Consider the following 18,359-nt stretch of genomic DNA (forward strand, 5'->3'; position numbering starts at 1 on the left):
AATGCTATCGAAAAAATATTTAAGATGAGATTTAACCTTCCAAGTTTTCTAAGGAGAAGAGGACTCCCAGAGGTATTACTTGAGACTTCAGAACCAAAGATCATGCACATAAGTGATACACCGGATAACATATACTCATTCATTCTCAACTTAATAGAAAAGAGTAGGCCAAAATACATAATTCATACTGGAGATCTCGTAGACAATATAAAACTCGAGAGACGACCCGAACTTAAAGATAGATATAAAAAGAGAGTTCAAGAACTTTTAGATATTCTAGAAAACTCTAATGCCACGGTATATATAGTGCCTGGAAATGAAGATGATCCAGAAATACTCAAAAAATTTTCTAGAAGGGCAAAAATAGTAAAGCCTGGTGATATCATAGAAATAGAGGGAATTAGACTGGCTTTGGCTCACGAACCTCATGAGTTAAAAAACAACGAACCCATTGATTTTGCATTATATGGCCATAACTTTAAAGTTATCGAGAAAGGCCTAAATGGAATCCTAAACATTAATTTCATTCTCCCACAAAGCAAACGTGTTATTAAGGTCAAATACCCAGATGGAACAAATTTTGAAAGAGGTTATAAAGTGATGAGGGGATTATAATGAGATTAATGCGTTTTGGACCTTCAATGTTATTTTTAAGAACCTCCAACGTTGGAGTTGGAGAGAATTTCATTACCAACCTTTTTGGAGTTCCAAAGACATCTGTTGAGGAAGCATGGAACCAAAGCGGCGAACTTGATACTATTGTTTTTGTGACACCAGCCGAAGAATGGAAAACTATACTTGACCTAACAAGAGGAGCCTTTTTGATAAAAATGAGAAGCGATAGCGTGTTAAAGGAACTTTTGAATGCAAAAGCCCCCTTTGACAGGGCAAATCTTGGACCACAAATAATATTGTTGAGAGTTCCCAAAGAAGCAGAAAAGATCTCGGAAATAATCCCCCAAAGATATAATGCAATTGAGACTAGCTTTGCCCGAGGAGTAAACGAAGGAGAGGAGAAAGATACTCTTCTTTTAGTAACGGACAAAAAACTTGTCGAACATCTCAGTGTAGGGGATTTAAAAGGAGCCTTTTTAATCAAGAAAAACTTCATAGATGTATATAGAGCCCTCAGAATAGACTTACCAATCTTGCTTTTTAAGTTACTCCCAGAGGGATGGCGAGAGATAACCATAAGAATATATGACACAAAAAAGAGATACGAAGAAAATATTGAACGTGTACTTTTAGTTCTTGAAGACCTCGATCTAGGATACGTTGTAAGCGAAGGATGGGACTGGGACTATCCAAGGCCTTTTATGAGAATTAGAGTTTACAAGATAAAACTCATAACTTGGGAAGACCCCCTCAGGATAAAATTCCTTCTCAAGGGACTAGAATATAAAGGATATCAACGATTTGCAGATATCGATGTGTTTGTGGAAAAGAAGAAAATTCCTTGGATAGAAGTTTCCAGAGAATATTCTTCAAAATTCGATGTTGCTAAGGCAGCACGAGATGAGCTTGAAAGTTTGTTAAGTGAAGAAACTAGAAAAGTGCTTCACGAAATTGAAACTAAAATTTTAAATGACGAAGATCTTCAAGGGGGATCTTGAATTCCTTTCCATAATCATCCAAACGTGGAGACTTTCTAATTTTAATTTTTAATGTTCCTTCTTCATGAATAACCTCCATCACTCTAGAAGCTGCCTCTTCTACTTGTAAAAGCAATGCCCTTGTCGCTATATCCCTGTTTATGAAATAAATTCCTACCCTCTCTTCATCACCAAAAACATACCGTGTGTAATTTGTAGCGTATAATTCAAATGCCTCTTTCCTTTCCTGCAGATGCACAAGCTTTTCCATTCCGAAAATGAAGTACACTATATTTTTGTGGGTTTCATAGTATTCTCGAAGAATTTTGGAATACTTAGATGCATATACTGTAATATCTTGGTGGGGATCCACATAACCTATTATCTTACCAAGCTTTATGTTCCCCCCTATTTTTATTACATCAAGGTTATGTATGAAAGATGTATCCTTGCCAGCAATATCAAGATTTAATTTTAACATTGATAAAATATCTAAAACATCTAAGACAAGTATATTATCAGTAATTTTCTCAGAGATTTCTACCAGCCATTTAAAAATTAAATGAATGGGCTCACTAGAAGAATATTCTATGACAATTCCTTCTCTCCACATCACCGATTTTGTATATTCCAAGATTTCCTCCACTGTGGAAGTCATAATTCTATCACCCCATCCAAATGATCAAGTTTAGGTGCTTTTTTAATAAAAAATCTGTCTCCTCTACCATTAATCTCAAGAACTCTTGTGGAGCTCTCATACCATAGGGCCTTGACCTGAGCACTCATGAGGCCCTTTAGAGCAAAAACAAAGATCATGTTTCCTTTAAACAATGGCCTTCTTACAACTTTATCAAAATATTCCTCGACCCTATAGGAAGATTCTTGGAAGGAGTACATGAACTTTTCCGTGCCCAAAAACACAATAACGGCCTTATCAGATTTGACTTTTTCAAAGAATAACCTTACTGCATCATTATACTCTTTAAGTTGCACGTAAAACTCTTCCATTATCCTAACCCTTCCAATTACCTTCCCAAGTTCAACCTTGCCCCCTCCTTTAATAACACAGAGATTTTCCAAATGATGAGTGCTATATCCCAAAAATCTAAGCTGCTGGACAAAGAGATGAAATGTATCCAGCATGTCAACGATTAATAGTGGTATCCCCTCTTCATTGCTCCATTTCACCAATCCATCAAGAAAAAGTTCTGGGTGAGACGTGGATTCATACTCAATGAATATTCTCTCTCCCTCACAGATGTCATTTAAAAAGTCCCCCAATTGCAACCTCATTGGAATTCACCTAAAATTATTGTTATTAGCATGTTATTAAATGTTTTTCTTTCTATTTTAGAATTTTTTCTGTACCTTCGCCACAAAAAAACCACTAGTATTATGTTCATCTGGATAGAATCGTCTTGCTTTAGAGAGCTCAGAACTAAGCTCTATGTCAAATGGAGAGGTCAAGGCCGGTTCGCCAAATCGAAGAGGTAAAAGTGTAACATCAAAGTTATCAAGCACCCATTGGATCACAAATTCATTCTCCTCTGGTTCCAATGAACATGTAGAATATACTAATACTCCCCCAACCTTTAGATTCTCTAATGCAACCTTGATCATTTGCATTTGCAGGTTTTGACAGAATTTAACATCTTTAATTGTTCTATTTGCTTTTCTCTCTGGATTTTTATGGATTGTGCCACTACCAGTACAGGGGGCGTCCAAAAGAATTTTATCAAACTCTATGCCAAGTTCTCCCATGTACAGAGAACTTTTATGAACGAGGATGGTATTTGTCACTCCAAGTCTTGAAAGATTAAGTCTAGTCTCTTTTAGTCGATCTCCTCCCACATCAAAGGCATATATTACTCCCTTGTTTTCCATCAGTTGGGCCATATAAGATGTCTTCCCTCCTGGAGCCGCAGCCATATCCGCTACAATTTCCCCAGGCTTTGGCTCAAGAGCTACTGGTGGATACATTGAAGAGGCTTCTTGGATATAAATTAATCCTCCCAGATATTCTGGAGTTGATGTGATCGAAAAAGGTTCTCTAGTCAAACAAAAGCCTTCTCTCGCCCAAGGGACGCGCTTAAATTGAAATCCTTTTTTGTTTAACATCTTAGTAAGTTTTGATACATCAACACGAAGAGTATTGACTCGAAAACATCTTGGAAGAGATTTTTCCATTGCTTCAGCTATCCTTAAAGCTCTCTCGCCCCAAAGCTGATAATAACGCTCTGCAAACTCTTTTGAATAGCCAAGGGCAAAAAGTCTTCCTATCATGAGTAAAAATTTAAAAAGAAATTTATTAGGTTTTTGTCTTCATCTCTCAAAGGGACTCTCTTTTAACCTTTCATTAACAAAACGGATTATATGTCTCACATCCTGCTCTATGGTTTCAATCTCTGGCTTCATGAAGATATATAGTACGTTGGTTTTTGGAGTAAGTGATATATGCTTAACATTTTCAGCTTTAGAAAATCCTTGAATGAAGTCTCTAAGTAGTTCCACATCGCGTCTTTTCTCAAAGAGCACCTCGTACTGTTTTCCATTCACTTCAATTACTTCCCTTTGAAGAAGTTCTTCATCCTCGATCTTCGGTTTAAACCTATAATAACCTCTCTGAATCAAGTGTACTTCACGTCTAATTGTGGTGTAGGGCTTTATAACAAAATATATCTTGTCATGCCTATTAACTATCTTTGAAATTGGGAAATAGAGGATGCTTTGTCTTGGTAGAAGTGTCAAGGTATATTCAAACTTATCCAAATTGGCCTCATTGACCTTATAAAATGCTCTAAATCCCACATATCCTCCTATCCATACATATTCTTTGTCTTTCGGTTTTACTATACCTTCTATTGTCCGTAAGTAGTATTCCATTATGCTTAAGTTCAGTCTTCTACCTTTATAGAACTGTAAAGCTGCTACTGCACCCAAAACCATTATCAAAAGCAACATCTCAGGAGTAACCTTCATTATTAGACCTCCTTTATTGGATAATATCTTTGAAATGTCATATCATCAATTATCTCAAAGTTAACTTTGCCCTCTAAAACCTTTACTATATCCTTAACAATCCGTGCATGCACTGCCCAGTTAAGGGCCATTTCAAAAGGATGTCTAGGAGTCCTACGAGCAAGACCCAAAAAGATAACTACTTTATCATCCTCCTTTCTTATCAAACTCACAATGCCAAGGCTTACTATATCCTCCCCACTTATTGGCTCTCTAACTTTTTTGAGTTCTTCATAGATTTCCTTAATCTCCAACTATTAACCCTCCAATTTTTTCCAACCATTCTATACCTCTGGGCTCCTCCTCAAACATGGGTATCATTGCAATGTCAATTCCCCTGAATCTTCCCTCTATTTCTCTTAACACTTTTTTCTGGGCCTCTATTTTTACTCTTATCCTTGGGATATCCTCCTCAAGTTCAATAATCTTGTTTATGACTACCAAATTAAAAGGAATCCTAAACTTTCTTAATGCTTCATAGGCCCTTTCCGTCTCATATAGAGGAAGCATTTCTGGATTCATCACTGCAATTACACTGGTTCTTTTAGAATTAGTGATAGTTTCACGAACGAATTTTATTTCTCCCTCATAACCCCTTAGTTCCCTCATAACAGGATCTTCTTCCTCCCTACTCGGAAGTTTATACTCTTCACCCTCAATTACAAACTTTCGTTCCCCTTGTATATTTTCTATAGCCCTTCTCTTTTCTAAAATCTTTTTCCTAATTTCTATGAGCTTTTTTGTCCATATAAGCGCAATTTCTGGAAGAGCTAACACTCTAAGGGTTAATCCTGTAGGTGGAGTATCAAAGATTATAATATCCCATTTATCCCCCTCTTGCAATATTTCTCTAATCGCTTCAAGTGTAGCATACTCCTCTATACCCGGGGAAAAGCTGAGAACTTCAAAGTATTTCTCTAGATTTATCACTGTAAGGTAACGGTACATGTGCTTTAGATTCTCCTCTAAATGTCTCAAATAATTCTTGATTAGCTTCTCCATATCAAGTTCCATCGCATAAAGGTTTTCAGTTATCTGTTTAGGCTTATCCTCCAGTTTAACTTCAAATACATCACCGAGGTTGTGAGCAGGATCTATTGACACTATCAGAGTTTTATAACCCTTCCTAGCTAAAGCAACCGACACTGCTGCTGAAGTAGTTGTTTTACCAACCCCGCCTTTCCCTATGAAAAATAAAACTCTAAACCCTTCTCGTGGAAATAAATACTCCTTCATTTTATCACCTCATGTAATCTCAAACATTGCGGCAATTTCTCCAAATATATCATCCATCTCACCGGCTCTCCTTTGCATAACATAAATTTCCCTAATCATATGAGGCATTAACCTCATAACAAGTGTCGTCGGGGGTGATGGGATCCCTACGAATGACCCCATAAGTACCAAGGCAAAGACATTTTCAAGTTCTCTCTCCTCAAATTCAATATACTCCGTTGAGCGTGCTTTGAATGACCTGAAAAAACCTTTAAAAAATGCTTTTATATTCTCAAACATTTAACCACCCCGTCTTTATAGTTAATGAATTAACAGATTTCTCCTGCATAATATAGATTTCCCTAACCATATGGGGAAGAAGCCGGTAGCTAATATCTATGGGAGGATTTGGGATTCCCACATAACTACCCAACAAAAGAAGAGCAAAAACATTCTCTAACTCTTCAAGTTCCCACTGGATCCCCCTAAGATAATAAAGCTTGAACCCTTTATTAAACTCCCAAAGAACACGAACAGGCATTAAAACCCAATATAAAATCTTTCTTAAAAGTTTTTTCACCATACCATCACCTCAAAAATTATTTAAAATACGGAAAATTTAAAAATAAAGAAAGAAGGTTTACGCCGGAGCAGCCTCATACTCTTCTGTCGGTCTCTTCCATGCAAGGTAGAAGTCGTATCCAAGTAGGAAGTTGAGTAATAGACCTACTGAGAGAGCACCTTTTACTGCTATAGTTGTACTCATGTTGGGCAATGGGATTACTATGAGATACCAGACAATAGCTACCGTAACTGTAATCCATAAGAATAGTGCAGGAATTAAGACTGCGTAACTCCACTTTCCAGCATTCTGTATCTTGTATGCCCACAAAGCTGCTGTCATCATAGCAATTGAAGCCAACAACTGGTTCATACCTGCAAATGCTGGCCATAATACCTTATATCCAGCACCCCATGCCATCCAAGTTCCGAGACCTGCAATTATTATAGAAGCAACCCACTTGTTTGTGAGAGTATTCCAGATTCCCTGGCTGGTATCAGTTACCATTCCAAATAACTCCTGCCATGCAAATCTTCCAAGCCTTGTAGCGGTGTCAAGTGAAGTCAATGTGAATGCTGCAATCCAAAGAGTTGCAAATGTCTTACCTAGTGTAATGTCTATTCCATAGAAATCAGCCAATCCTTGGGCATAACCACCGATAAATGTTCCAAGTCCACCCTTGGTAATATACTGAGTTCCCCATTCAGCAATGTTAAGTCCAGTCAATTTGACACCATAAACTGCTATAGCAGTGATAACGATTGTAGAAAGGAATCCCTCAGTAAACATTCCACCGTAACCAACAAGTAATCCGTGAATTTCTTTGTCAAGTTGCTTTGATGATGTTCCAGAACCAACTATGGAGTGGAAACCGCTTAAGGCACCACATGCAATTACCAACGGTACTGTTGGCCAGAAGGGTGAGGGTTGTCCTCCAACAACATTTGCTGACCACATTGTAAATCCTGGAACTTCAAATGGCTTTGCAAGGGCTATAAATGCGATACCTCCAATGAGGAGACCAAACCACAGAATGTAAGCGTTTAAGTAATCTCTGGGTTGGAGAAGCACCCACACTGGTAATGATGATGCAATGATGATATAAATCATCAATATAATATTCCAGTAGTGGTATGCTTGAGTATAAGCAGCGCTTGTAGCATCTGTTTGCCCTGGAACAAATATCAAGGGGTTCTTAAACCCAATCCACACTGCTATCACAAGGAGTATCAATCCTATTGCTGTTGCAACGTAGAAGTTAACGTTCATCTTGTACATCATCCATCCTAGGAGTATTGCCACTAAAAGGAACAGTAATGTTGCTGTTGCTGCTTGTGGAGTTAAAACGAGCAGTCTTGCGGTAACAGCTACGAATGCTGCAACAACCAATAGCAGAGTAAACCATATGTACACCTCAAATGAAATACCTGTTCTTCTGCTCATTATCTTTCCAGCAATCCACTGTACAGATTTTCCATCATATCTAACTGAAGCCATTAATGCCAGATAGTCATGTACTGCCCCAATAAAGACGTTACCAAACCATACCCACAGCAAGGAGGGTATCCATCCCCATGCCATTGCCACTGCTGGACCCACTATTGGGCCAGCTCCTGCAATACTAGCGAAATGGTGTCCATAGAGAACAACTGGGTGTGCAGGGACGTAGTCCACACCATCATAAAGCTTGTGGGCTGGTGTTGGCCTGTTTGCATCTGCTTTGACTACTTTGTTTTGAAGACTCTTTCCATAAGTAAAATACATAGCTACATATATTATTGCAGCAGCCAATATAATCACTGCAGAGTTCATCTAAAACACCCCCAAAGGAAAATCCATCATAAATTTATTCTATGGTAGAATATATATGCCTTTCGGAAATCCGGGCGTTCTCACGAATAAATTTCGAGAAGTGTACCATATAGAAGTAAAAATAAAGTATTTAATCCACAAGTTGAGTCAAAAATAAAGAAAAAGACCTAACGCAAAGACACGTGAAAATCACCCTAGTTCTATTAGTGGTTGGCCTGTATCGACTGTGTCACCCTCCTTAACAAGGATTCTCTTAACAACACCATCCTTAGGTGAAGGAATCTCATTCTCCATTTTCATTGCCTCTAACACAAGAAGCCCCTCACCAATCTTAACCTCATCGCCCTCTTTAACAAGAACCCGAAGAATCTTACCAGGCATCGGAGCGGTGACTACGCCTTCCCCGCTAACAGGAGGTGCAGGAGCACTAGGCACTTCAACTGAAGCTGCGGGAGTAGGAGCTTGTGTCATGGGGACTTGTGGTATTGTTTGCATAGGAATTTCTGAGGGAGTATAGGCTGGCATGACTAAAGCTTCAAGACTAACTCCTTCTATTCCAACCTCATATTCCCTACCAGCCACGTAGACCTTTATTATCTTGCCCTTGGGTTTTTCCTCAACGGGTTTGAGCTTTCCTTGTTTTCTTAATTCAAAGAATTCTAATGCTACTTGTGGGAATAATGCATATGTTAGTATGTCCTCTTCTTTTTCTAAATAACCCTTTTCTTCAAGCTCTCTTCTTGCTTTCTCGAGCACAGGCTCAAGCAGGTCTGCAGGTCTAACGGCTATAGGTTCCTCATCTCCAAGAATAAGCTGCTTAATTTCTTCTTTTATCTGAGCCGGTGGCATACCATAGAGTCCCTTAACATAGTTTTTAGTTTCTTCTGTGATCATTTTATACCTTCCAAAGAGGACATTAAAAACAGCTTGAGTCCCTACTATCTGGGAAGTTGGAGTTACCAAAGGAGGATAGCCAAGTTCTTCTCTAACCTTTGGAACTTCTTCAAGAACTGTTTCTAACTTATCAAGAGCCTTCATTTCTCTAAGCTGTGAAATTAAGTTTGAATACATTCCTCCTGGGATTTGATGAATCAAAACATTTGGATCGCCGTGAAGTGCTCTTTTGTTCATTAGATGTTCATACTTCTCATCAAGCATTTTCCTTAAATAGCGAGAGATTTGGAAGATAAGCTTCATATCAAGTTTGGGTTTGTCCCCATTTCTTAATGAGTAATAGATACTTTGAATTGCTGGTTGAGCAGTTCCATTTGCCAATGGATAAATAGCAGTGTCTATGAAGTCAGCTCCAGCTTCCACTGCTTTTAAATAGGTAGCCGAAGCTAGGCCACTGGTTGCGTGAGTATGAACATTAACTTTTATCCCATAACGTTCTTTAATCTCCTTCACAAGATCATAAGCTGTTTGAGGATCTAAAAGAGCAGCCATGTCTTTGATTGTGATATAATCTACATCTAGCTCTATTAACTCATCAACTTTCTTCATGTAGTACTCTAGAGTAAAAACTTTTCCGGTAGTATAGCTTATTGCCCCCTGAACTTCGGCTCCAACTTCTTTGGCTTTTTTAATTGCAGTTTTCATGTTTCTAACATCATTGAGGGCATCAAAGACTCTAAAAATATCAATTCCATTTTTGTGCGCAAGCTCAACAAACTTTTCCACAACATCATCAGGATAGTGCTTATATCCCACAACATTCTGCCCTCTAAGCAACATCTGGAGCTTCGTTTTCCTTATATACTCCCTTAAGACTCTTAGTCTTTCCCAAGGATCTTCTCTCAAAAAGCGTAGAGCAGCGTCAAAAGTTGCCCCTCCCCAGACTTCCATTGAATAAAACCCTATCTTATCCATCTTCTCGGCTATTGGGAGCATATCACTTGTTGAGAGCCTTGTTGCAATAAGTGACTGATGAGCGTCTCTAAGAGTAGTATCTATTATCCTAACCATCCTCCTCACCTCAAGCTTCATTTAAAATTGGCCTTTATAACCCTTGTCTTTAGCAAATTAAGATTTTATTGGCCATCAAGGCCCAAAAAAGAAAAATTATGAACGTGATTATACATTGCAACCAGAAAAAGGAAATATGTGTATCAGACCAGACCTTCAGCTTTAGCTGCCTCTTCAGGATCTTCATTCCTATGTATCACCCTCAAAAGGGCCCTTATAAGAGGTTCTGGGTTCTCTCTTTGGAAAATATTCCTACCTACAACAGCTCCACTTCCCCCAGCTTCAATTACTTCCCACACAAGGTTTAAGAAATCAAGTGGATTACTTGCCTTCGCGCCTCCACTTAGAAGAACTGGAACTCCTGAAGCTGCTTCCACAACCTTAGCAAATGTTTCTTTTGAACCTGTCCAGTAAGTTTTAATCATGTCTGCTCCCATCTCTGCAGCCGCCCTTGCTCCATACATTACCACTCGATAATCTTCCTTTTTTCCGTACTTTTCATTAATGTAGGGGCCTCTTGGATATGCAAATTGAACAACAGGATACCCTAAATCATGAGCATAACTAGCTATCTCTGCAAACTGCCTCATCATAGCTCCCTCGTATGGACTTCCCCAATAAACTGTTGCCGCCACAGCATCAGCACCAAGCTTAATTGCGTCCTCTACAAAACCAAGTTGATCTTGCATGAGCCACTCCTCTTTTGGCCTAAGTTCGGTCTTGCTAGTAAGCTTTACCATCAGACCTACCTCTTTCCCAATGAGCTCGTTTCCAGCAATCCTAGTTATTCCTGGAAGCATCATAACGCCATCGATCCCTGCCCTTACGACCTTTCTAATAATAACCCTTGGATTAATGTGCTCCCAAGTTTCTTCAAAATCTGTTGGACCATGTTCAAATCCATGATCCATTGCAAAAATCAAGGCCTTTCCATCTCTTCTAAAGAATCTCCTTAGTCTCCTCTTTATGCCAATATTGTTGTAAGATTCCATGCTAATCACCTCTAGTGATACATTGCCTTTTTAGAATTTAAACCTTATCGTTAACTTAAATAACTCTTTAACACCAAATATTTCTGGTGAAAACCATGTTGGAACTTAACACACAGCTGATCGGCAAAAAGATTATTTACTTTAAGAAAATAGACTCAACTAACGAATACGCAAAGAGAATTGCTGCTCATGAGGAAGAGGGCACAATAATAGTGGCAGATGTCCAAGAGACAGGATATGGAAGAAAATTTAGAACATGGGCCTCCCCTCAAGGGGGACTTTGGATGAGTGTTATTCTAAAGCCAAATACAACCCCAGAACATATGATAAAACTCGTTTTTCTTGGAGCCCTAGCAGTAGTTGAAACCCTTGAACAGCTTGGAATTGAAGGAAAAATAAAATGGCCTAATGATGTACTTGTTAATGAAAAGAAAATATGTGGAATCCTAGTAGAAGGAAGCTTCTCCGAGAAAGAGGTTTACTACATCGTTCTAGGCATAGGTATGAATGTTAACAATTCCTTACCCCAAGAGCTTGTGAGTACTTCCACCTCGTTAAGAGAGGTATTGGGAGTGGAAATACCCATTATAGAAGTTTTTAAGATTCTTGTAGAACGCCTAGAACATTGGTATAGAGAATTTTTGGCAGAGAAAGATGCTCTTATCCTCCAGAAATGGAGAGAAAAGGCCATTTTAAGAAGAGAGGTAAAAATAATAACGGAAGACAAAACCTTAACTGGAAAGGCCTTAGATATTGACGAATTTGGTGCTTTGATCCTTGAACTTGAGGATGGAAAAAGGGAAAAAATTCTCTATGGAGATGTGTCATTAAGGTTTAAGTGATTCTCTATTCTTTCCTTAATTAGAAAATATTTATATACCTTGATGACCAATTTTCTCCCGCCATATCCCATATATAACACCAATGCCCGGAGGTGGGAGCCAATGGGGCTCCTTAAGAGCTATCTTGAATACCCCGTTTTGAGAAAAATCTTGATAGGTTTGATTCTTGGTGCAATAGTTGGATTAGTAATAGGAGACAAAGCAGCGACCATAAAGCCGCTTGGAGACCTATTCATCAGACTTTTAAAAATGTTAGTAATGCCAATAATCCTAGCTTCTCTAGTTGTTGGTGCAGCTAGCATAAGCCCTGCAAGACTTGGAAGAGTTGGTGTAAAAATAGTAGTTTATTACTTAGTAACCTCAGCTTTTGCAGTGTTCCTTGGTCTTTTGATGGCCAATATTTTCAAGCCAGGTCTAGGGTTAGAACTTGGAGTTGGAGAAGGGAAAGTTATTGAAGCAACTAAACCATCACTAGTGGACACTCTTCTAAATATCGTACCTAAGAACCCATTTGCAGCATTGTCAGACGGTCAAGTCCTACCAACAATATTCTTCGCCATTGTTCTAGGAATCGCCTTAAGTTATCTTATGAATAGCGAAAATGAAAGAATAAGAAACTCCGCCACGACCCTCTTTAATGCTTTCGATGGACTTGCTGAAGCAATGTATAAAATAGTTTGGGGAGTTATGCAGTATGCCCCAATCGGTGTATTTGCCTTAATAGCTTACGTTATGGGAACCCAAGGAACCAAAGTCGTTGGACCTTTAGCCAAAGTAACATTAGCAGTTTATTTAGGCCTTATAATTCAGATTGGACTAGTATATGGAATTCTCTTGAAGGTCTTTGGTCTGGACCTAATTAAGTTCCTCAATAAAGCCAAAGACGCTATGATTACAGCATTCGTCACAAGAAGCTCAAGTGGTACCCTACCAGTGACCATGCGTGTTGCTGACGAAAATATGGGTGTCCCAAGGAGCATTTACTCATTTACCCTCCCACTAGGTGCAACGATTAACATGGATGGAACTGCCCTATACCAAGGTGTATGTGCAATGTTCATAGCTTTTGCAATTGGACAATCACTCCCGTTCAGCCAACAGTTAGTAATAGTTCTTACAGCAGTCTTGGCTTCAATTGGAACCGCTGGTGTTCCCGGAGCTGGAGCAATAATGCTTGCAATGGTCCTTGAAAGTGTTGGATTATCTTTAGAGCCTGGAAGTGCAGTGGCATTGGCATATGCAATGATCCTTGGAATTGACGCCATATTGGACATGGGAAGAACAATGGTAAACGTTACTGGAGATTTAGCTGGAACCACAATCGTTGCAAAAACTGAAGGGGAGCTCGACGAAAGTAAGTGGTGATCTTTTTTCTTCCTTTTCTTTATGGAATAGATAGAGTTAAATACTCACTTACCATCTGATTCTTAGAACAAGAATATTTGGGGGATAGAGATGAAAAAGTTAGGAAGTATTTTAATAATCCTGCTTCTGAGCCTCTCTTTCGTTCATGCAGAGGCCGTGGATTATTATAAAGAGGAGTTCACTCTTAAGATCAAAATGTTACAAAACGGAGATGCTCAAATCACCGTAATAACTTCAATATTAGGACCCCAAGATAGAATAAATGAAGAGATAGCCAGTATACTTAATCAAACGAACATGAGCGAAGAAGAAGCAATAGCAAAATTTGAAAAAGAGCAACTTGACAATTACATCGCAAGTTTAGCCAATGCAGGAATTAGGACAAAAAACCAGACCTTCAAATTGGTAAGCATTAAAGAAGACAACTTCACCGTGGTCTTTACTGCCTATGCTGAGAGTTTTGCTAAGTATTATTCATATGATGATTACTGGGAGATAATAGTTGATCCAACAAGAGGATACGCTACAATGCCAATCCCAGATACAGGGTTACCACAAAAAATAGAGCTCCACAACATGTTCATAATAGAGCTACCTGAAGGAGCAGAACTTGTTGAGTATCCTCAAGCATATACCCAAGAATTTAACCAGAGCAAGTTCTATGTGCGTTCAAAGGTTGAAGGAAATAAAATAATCGTTGCTTCTGACTTATATCTGGAAGAGAATCTTTCTCCAGATGGATTTAGAGCACTTTTCGCCAATTACAATGCATTTTATATTCGCTATAGAACCCCATACAAAGGGGAAGAAACATACCAACCAGTGAAAACAGAACAGTACATACGGGCAGAAATTAAGGAAGATGGCACTACAAATCTTTTAGTTAGAGAGACATATCTTGAGCCAAAAGATCAGATAGAACTCATGAAACAACAAATAAACCTCTTGGGAGTGCAAAATGTAACAAATATGATACTTCAGAACTACCTACAAGGTATGATTATGCAAGGAATTCAAGTTGAAGATGCCAATGCAACGATTTTAGGGATGGAAAAAGAAGGGCCTCTAACAATAGAAGCCAATTATGTCTTGAAAAACTTCACAAAAATGGTAAATGGAACCTACGAATACTCCTTTGATCCAACTCTCTTGAATCCATCTCAACTAGGTTATAGAGCCCAAAATGAGATTAACCAAAGCTTGAAAATAGAGTTTATTCTACCTCCAACAGCCACTATCGTGGAAGTTCCCAAAAACGTGAGTAAAGAGATAAACGGAAACGAATACACTCTCATAACAACCATAGAGAAAAACAAAATAGTAATTACCGCAAATGTCTTTGTAAGGTATGGGGCACCTTTTGAGGATATCCAAGCGCTCCTCGGAAATGTAACAAGAGCTTACATTCGTTATACTATGCCAGAAAACAGCGGAGGTATTAACCTCACAACTACACAAATAGCAGGGATAGCTGGAGCATTGGTTCTAATTGGGATTGCCCTCTTTATGTTGAAGAAAAAATAGAGGGGCAAATTTTTAACCTCTTTTTTCTATTTGTTGTAGGTGGTGCTTGTGACAAAGAAGCTTTATTATGAAGATTCCTATCTGAAAGAAGCCACTGCAAAGGTTCTCCAGATAAAAGACAATGCACTTCTTTTGGACCAGACAATCTTTTATCCAACAGGGGGTGGACAGCCCCACGATACAGGAAATATAAATGATGTGAAAGTTCTAGACGTGTATAAAGATGAAGAAGGTAACATCTGGCATGTAGTCGAAGAACCAAGTAAATTCAATTTAGGAGATGAAGTAGAGCTCAAACTTGATTGGGAAAGAAGGTACAAGCTAATGAGAATCCATACAGCATTGCATCTTCTTGATCATGTTTTCAATGAGGTCCTTGGGAAAGAGAACTGGCAAATACATGGTAGTGGAATGAACCCTGAAAAGGGCCGTTATGACGTAAGATATCCAGAAAACATCAACCAGTACAAAGAAAAAATAATCGAACTATTTAATCGCTATGTAGATGAAGGTGGAGAAGTGAAAACTTGGTGGGAAGGAGAGAAGAGACTAACCCAAATAAGAGACTTTGAGATCCTCCCCTGTGGGGGGACTCATGTAAAAGACATTAAGGAGATCGGCCACCTAAAGAAGCTCAAACGTTCCAGCATAGGCAAAGGCGTTCAAAGAGTAGAGATTTGGCTCGAATGACTTTTCTCTTTCTATTCATGAAAAGGAGAAAGGTTTAAAAGCTCTATCAGATTCACTTAATAACGCGCGGGGGTTGCCGAGCCTGGCCAAAGGCGCGGGATTCAGGGTCCCGTCCCGTAGGGGTTCGCGGGTTCAAATCCCGTCCCCCGCACCATTGAGAACTTCTCACTCTGTTCTTCAAGAAAAACCACAATCCACTTAATAAGCTTTAATGAACCAAAGAGAATAAACTTCACTAGTATTGCTTAAAGATATTGTAGATGCGTTGTGCAGGCATCAGTATAAATTGTGTATTTCCTACCTCTTCCCTTTAGCCCAACAAAACCAATAGTGTAATCCAAAAATAAGTTAAAAATCAAAAAACAATCATCTTGTAATCTTTATCTCTCTCATAAGCTCTAAAGGCTCTGGGTGCTTTTCGAAGTATTCCCTAACGGGTTCAAGAAGTTCTATCAGGTATTCTGCAACTGCATTCTTTAGATCAAGTGGATGGAGGTTTCCTTCTGCAAAGTCCCTTTTAAGCTCTTCAAAGGTTGTGTAGGTCACATCTCCTCCAAATTTAGCTGGTCTGTGGATTGTAAACTCAGTGGGTTCCTCTCTAAAGATTATGTGTTCGGCCCAATCTAACACTGGGTTGTAGTTGACCTCCTTAGCTGGACAGAAGGCCTTTCTAAGTTTTTGCTTTATCTCCTCTGGAGTGTCATGGATAAATACTGCTGAATATGGCTTGCTTTTGCTCATTTTCATTGCCGCTTTAATCTCCTTGAACTCCTCCTCACTCTCAATCGGCCACTTTGGAGGTTCTTGAAGACCCAGTAAAAGGTGATGATGAACAGCAACTGGCTTAACTTTTTTCTCATTCCACTTGAGTGGGTGGTATTTTAATTTCTCTGCCACCTCAATGGCAATAACATGGGCCTTTCTTTGATCCATTCCAGCATGAGCAATGTTAACTCCCTGGTAGAATATATCTGCTACTTGCATGGCTGGATAGATGAGCTTTGCAAAATCAATTGCTTCTCCCATTTGTCTTCCCATAATGGTTATTGAGCGCATCATTCTCGCCAGTGTAACATTCTTTGAGATATCTATCACTGTTCTCCAGTAATCTCCCTTCTCTAAAATCTCGCTTGCTAGAACAAATTCGACTTTGTCTGGATCTCCACCCATTACTTTAATGCTCTGTTTCATTCCCTCTTTGAAATAACTTAGCGCAACTTTTTGAATAACCTCTAAATCTCCACCAAGCTTATCATTTATCCAAGAGTGCCAGTCTGCCAAAAAAATTCTTGTTTTAATTCCCGCTTTCTGAAAGTCTGCTATCTTTGCTCCCGCCATTAATCCAGTTCCAAGATGAATGTAACCACTTATCTCAAAACCTATGTAATGTTGTAAAGGCATCCCTATTTCTAGAAGATGCTTCAAATTATTCACGGTCAGAATTTCTTCGGTAGGTTTTCTTGTAATAAGCTCTATCTTTTTTTCAATATCCATCACACACCACCTTTACCCCACTATACCACGAGTCTTTTAAGTATTTTTCTCCACAACAAGAAATTTTCCATCAATGAACAAAATTGTCGAATGGTCAAAAATTTTATAACTTTCAAGTTTTATAAAATACTCTGGTGAACACCATGAGAAAGCTTTCAATACTAATTTCGGTTTTTGTATTGTTTGGTCTTTTTGGCATGGCTTTTGCTAGTGCAACAACAGTCGCAGTCGATTTAGCCCATGGAGAAAACGAAAAATATCTTGCAGAAGACGTGCTAGAATATGGGACCAATAGGACCCTTGCACACGGAATCGTTAAGACCATTACAGATGTCGAGTGGGCCTATTTTGGAGATCCCCTAGCAGCAGATACTCTTGGAATAAAGCACCTTGGGGAGAAAATAACCGCTGATGCTCTTGCAAACGTTGATATGCTCATTCTTGGTCAGCCCACAAGCCCATTCCAACCAGATGAGATCCAAGCAATAGCGGAATGGTTCAAACAAGGTGGAAAAGTTTTGTGGGTTGCCGCAGATAGCGACTATGGTAGCGGTCCCCAAGCCCAAGATATTGCAAATGCTATTCTTGAACAATTGGGTGTTGGACATCTAAGGATTGACTTAGCTTCAATTGAAGACCCAACAAGCAACGCTGGAGCCTCTTACAGAGTTGTGGGTCTTGTCCAACCAGATGATGGAACCCCTGACAAAGACATGATAACCAGAAACTTCCAATATGATGGAAAAGTTCTCTACCACGGACCAGCCGTTGTTGGTTGGGTTGACGACAATGGAAACTGGCAACAGCTTATAGATGGAAACATCCCAGAAAACGTCTACAGAATTGTTAAAACTTCTTCAGACGGAACCATTGTAGAAAATAACGATCCACCAGCTTATGCATACAGCGCTGGAGATATCGGCGTATTCACTCTCCTAGCAGCAGAGATAATCAAATTCGAGAATGGAAAGCAAAGTGTTCTCATCGTGAGCGGTGAGAGCCCATATGGTGATTACACTCCAACTTGGGAGGCAAAATATCATGGTGTCGACCTAGACGGACCAGCTTTTGTAACAAACATGGTGCACTGGGCGTTAAAACAAGCATCAAAAGAGACTATTACAGTTACAGTTACTGAAACAGTTACCAAAACTGAGACCAAAACTGAGACAGTTACAGAAACAACAACCGAAACTGTTACAGAGACTGCCCAAGGAGGAGTCTGTGGTCCAGCAGCCCTAGTAGGTTTGATTCTAATCCCATTACTACTCAAGAGAAGAAGATGAGT

At 39.1% G+C, this 18,359-nt stretch carries 19 protein-coding genes and 1 tRNA gene; 8 read left to right on the forward strand and 12 right to left on the reverse strand.

Going from position 1 to position 18,359, the window contains the following annotated elements; genetic code table 11:
• The first annotated feature begins 24 nt into the window (after window positions 1-24).
• Together EP1X_RS00115 and EP1X_RS00120 are read left to right on the forward strand one after the other, a co-directional pair.
• Window positions 25-615, forward strand: a complete 591-nt coding sequence (locus EP1X_RS00115; RefSeq protein ID WP_055280703.1) for a metallophosphoesterase — start codon at window positions 25-27, stop codon at window positions 613-615.
• The gene (locus tag EP1X_RS00120; protein WP_055280705.1) at window positions 615-1,613 is read left to right on the forward strand and encodes a hypothetical protein; all 999 of its coding nucleotides are present in this window, start codon (window positions 615-617) and stop codon (window positions 1,611-1,613) included. Before EP1X_RS00115 ends, EP1X_RS00120 begins: the two co-directional genes overlap by 1 nt.
• On the opposite strand, the gene EP1X_RS00125 is transcribed toward EP1X_RS00120, so the two are convergent.
• From EP1X_RS00125 to fba, 11 genes are all read right to left on the reverse strand, one after another.
• On the reverse strand, window positions 1,573-2,226 hold the full coding sequence (locus EP1X_RS00125; protein WP_172672576.1) for a DUF257 family protein: 654 nt from the start codon (window positions 2,224-2,226) through the stop codon (window positions 1,573-1,575). The two genes, EP1X_RS00120 and EP1X_RS00125, sit on opposite strands and share 41 nt — an antisense overlap.
• A gap of 20 nt (window positions 2,227-2,246) precedes the next feature.
• Complete coding sequence (locus tag EP1X_RS00130; RefSeq protein ID WP_055280709.1) at window positions 2,247-2,885, reverse strand: DUF257 family protein; 639 nt, start codon at window positions 2,883-2,885, stop codon at window positions 2,247-2,249.
• 57 nt (window positions 2,886-2,942) lie between these two features.
• Window positions 2,943-3,875, reverse strand: a complete 933-nt coding sequence (locus tag EP1X_RS00135) for an RsmB/NOP family class I SAM-dependent RNA methyltransferase (protein WP_055280710.1) — start codon at window positions 3,873-3,875, stop codon at window positions 2,943-2,945.
• 39 nt (window positions 3,876-3,914) lie between these two features.
• Window positions 3,915-4,571 carry a hypothetical protein gene (locus EP1X_RS00140; protein ID WP_055280712.1) on the reverse strand — a complete coding sequence of 219 codons (657 nt, stop codon included), beginning with the start codon at window positions 4,569-4,571 and terminating at the stop codon, window positions 3,915-3,917.
• A gap of 2 nt (window positions 4,572-4,573) precedes the next feature.
• Window positions 4,574-4,864 carry a hypothetical protein gene (locus EP1X_RS00145; protein ID WP_055280714.1) on the reverse strand — a complete coding sequence of 97 codons (291 nt, stop codon included), beginning with the start codon at window positions 4,862-4,864 and terminating at the stop codon, window positions 4,574-4,576.
• Window positions 4,854-5,846 (reverse strand): ArsA family ATPase, encoded by a 993-nt coding sequence (locus EP1X_RS00150; RefSeq protein ID WP_055280715.1) that lies wholly within the window; start codon window positions 5,844-5,846, stop codon window positions 4,854-4,856. The genes EP1X_RS00145 and EP1X_RS00150 overlap by 11 nt, the downstream gene beginning before the upstream one ends.
• A 9-nt stretch (window positions 5,847-5,855) precedes the next feature.
• Window positions 5,856-6,125 carry a hypothetical protein gene (locus tag EP1X_RS00155; protein WP_055280717.1) on the reverse strand — a complete coding sequence of 90 codons (270 nt, stop codon included), beginning with the start codon at window positions 6,123-6,125 and terminating at the stop codon, window positions 5,856-5,858.
• A complete protein-coding gene (locus EP1X_RS00160) occupies window positions 6,118-6,366 on the reverse strand; it encodes a hypothetical protein (RefSeq protein ID WP_055281357.1) in 249 nt (82 codons plus the stop codon). Before EP1X_RS00160 ends, EP1X_RS00155 begins: the two co-directional genes overlap by 8 nt.
• Before the next feature lie 99 nt (window positions 6,367-6,465).
• Window positions 6,466-8,199: a carbon starvation protein A gene (locus EP1X_RS00165; RefSeq protein WP_055280720.1), complete on the reverse strand. Its 1,734-nt coding sequence runs from the start codon at window positions 8,197-8,199 to the stop codon at window positions 6,466-6,468.
• Window positions 8,200-8,388: 189 nt separating this feature from the next.
• Window positions 8,389-10,164 carry a sodium-extruding oxaloacetate decarboxylase subunit alpha gene (gene oadA / locus EP1X_RS00170; protein WP_055280722.1) on the reverse strand — a complete coding sequence of 592 codons (1,776 nt, stop codon included), beginning with the start codon at window positions 10,162-10,164 and terminating at the stop codon, window positions 8,389-8,391.
• A 143-nt stretch (window positions 10,165-10,307) separates the two neighbouring features.
• On the reverse strand, window positions 10,308-11,156 hold the full coding sequence (fba, locus tag EP1X_RS00175; protein ID WP_055280724.1) for a class I fructose-bisphosphate aldolase: 849 nt from the start codon (window positions 11,154-11,156) through the stop codon (window positions 10,308-10,310).
• A gap of 95 nt (window positions 11,157-11,251) precedes the next feature.
• Here fba and EP1X_RS00180 point away from each other — a divergent pair, with 95 nt between their 5' ends.
• The 5 genes from EP1X_RS00180 to EP1X_RS00200 all read left to right on the forward strand — a co-directional run bounded on the left by EP1X_RS00180 (window position 11,252) and on the right by EP1X_RS00200 (window position 15,731).
• Window positions 11,252-11,998, forward strand: coding sequence for a biotin--[acetyl-CoA-carboxylase] ligase (locus tag EP1X_RS00180; RefSeq protein ID WP_055280726.1), 747 nt, complete (start codon window positions 11,252-11,254; stop codon window positions 11,996-11,998).
• 102 nt (window positions 11,999-12,100) lie between these two features.
• On the forward strand, window positions 12,101-13,363 hold the full coding sequence (locus tag EP1X_RS00185) for a dicarboxylate/amino acid:cation symporter (RefSeq protein ID WP_055280728.1): 1,263 nt from the start codon (window positions 12,101-12,103) through the stop codon (window positions 13,361-13,363).
• Between the two features lie 90 nt (window positions 13,364-13,453).
• A complete protein-coding gene (locus tag EP1X_RS00190; RefSeq protein ID WP_055280730.1) occupies window positions 13,454-14,887 on the forward strand; it encodes a hypothetical protein in 1,434 nt (477 codons plus the stop codon).
• A gap of 48 nt (window positions 14,888-14,935) precedes the next feature.
• Window positions 14,936-15,577: an alanyl-tRNA editing protein gene (locus EP1X_RS00195; protein ID WP_055280732.1), complete on the forward strand. Its 642-nt coding sequence runs from the start codon at window positions 14,936-14,938 to the stop codon at window positions 15,575-15,577.
• A 66-nt stretch (window positions 15,578-15,643) separates the two neighbouring features.
• Window positions 15,644-15,731, forward strand: a tRNA-Leu gene (locus EP1X_RS00200).
• Window positions 15,732-15,943: 212 nt separating this feature from the next.
• Here the strand turns inward: EP1X_RS00200 and EP1X_RS00205 are convergent.
• A complete protein-coding gene (locus EP1X_RS00205; RefSeq protein WP_055280734.1) occupies window positions 15,944-17,071 on the reverse strand; it encodes a tyrosine--tRNA ligase in 1,128 nt (375 codons plus the stop codon).
• A 143-nt stretch (window positions 17,072-17,214) separates the two neighbouring features.
• On the opposite strand from EP1X_RS00205, the gene EP1X_RS00210 reads away from it, so the two are divergent.
• Entirely contained in the window at window positions 17,215-18,357 is a 1,143-nt protein-coding gene (locus EP1X_RS00210; RefSeq protein WP_055280736.1) for a CGP-CTERM sorting domain-containing protein, read from the forward strand.
• The last annotated feature ends 2 nt before the right edge of the window (window positions 18,358-18,359 follow it).

The sequence above is a fragment of the Thermococcus sp. EP1 genome, assembly GCF_001317345.1.
GTDB lineage: Archaea > Methanobacteriota_B > Thermococci > Thermococcales > Thermococcaceae > Thermococcus_A.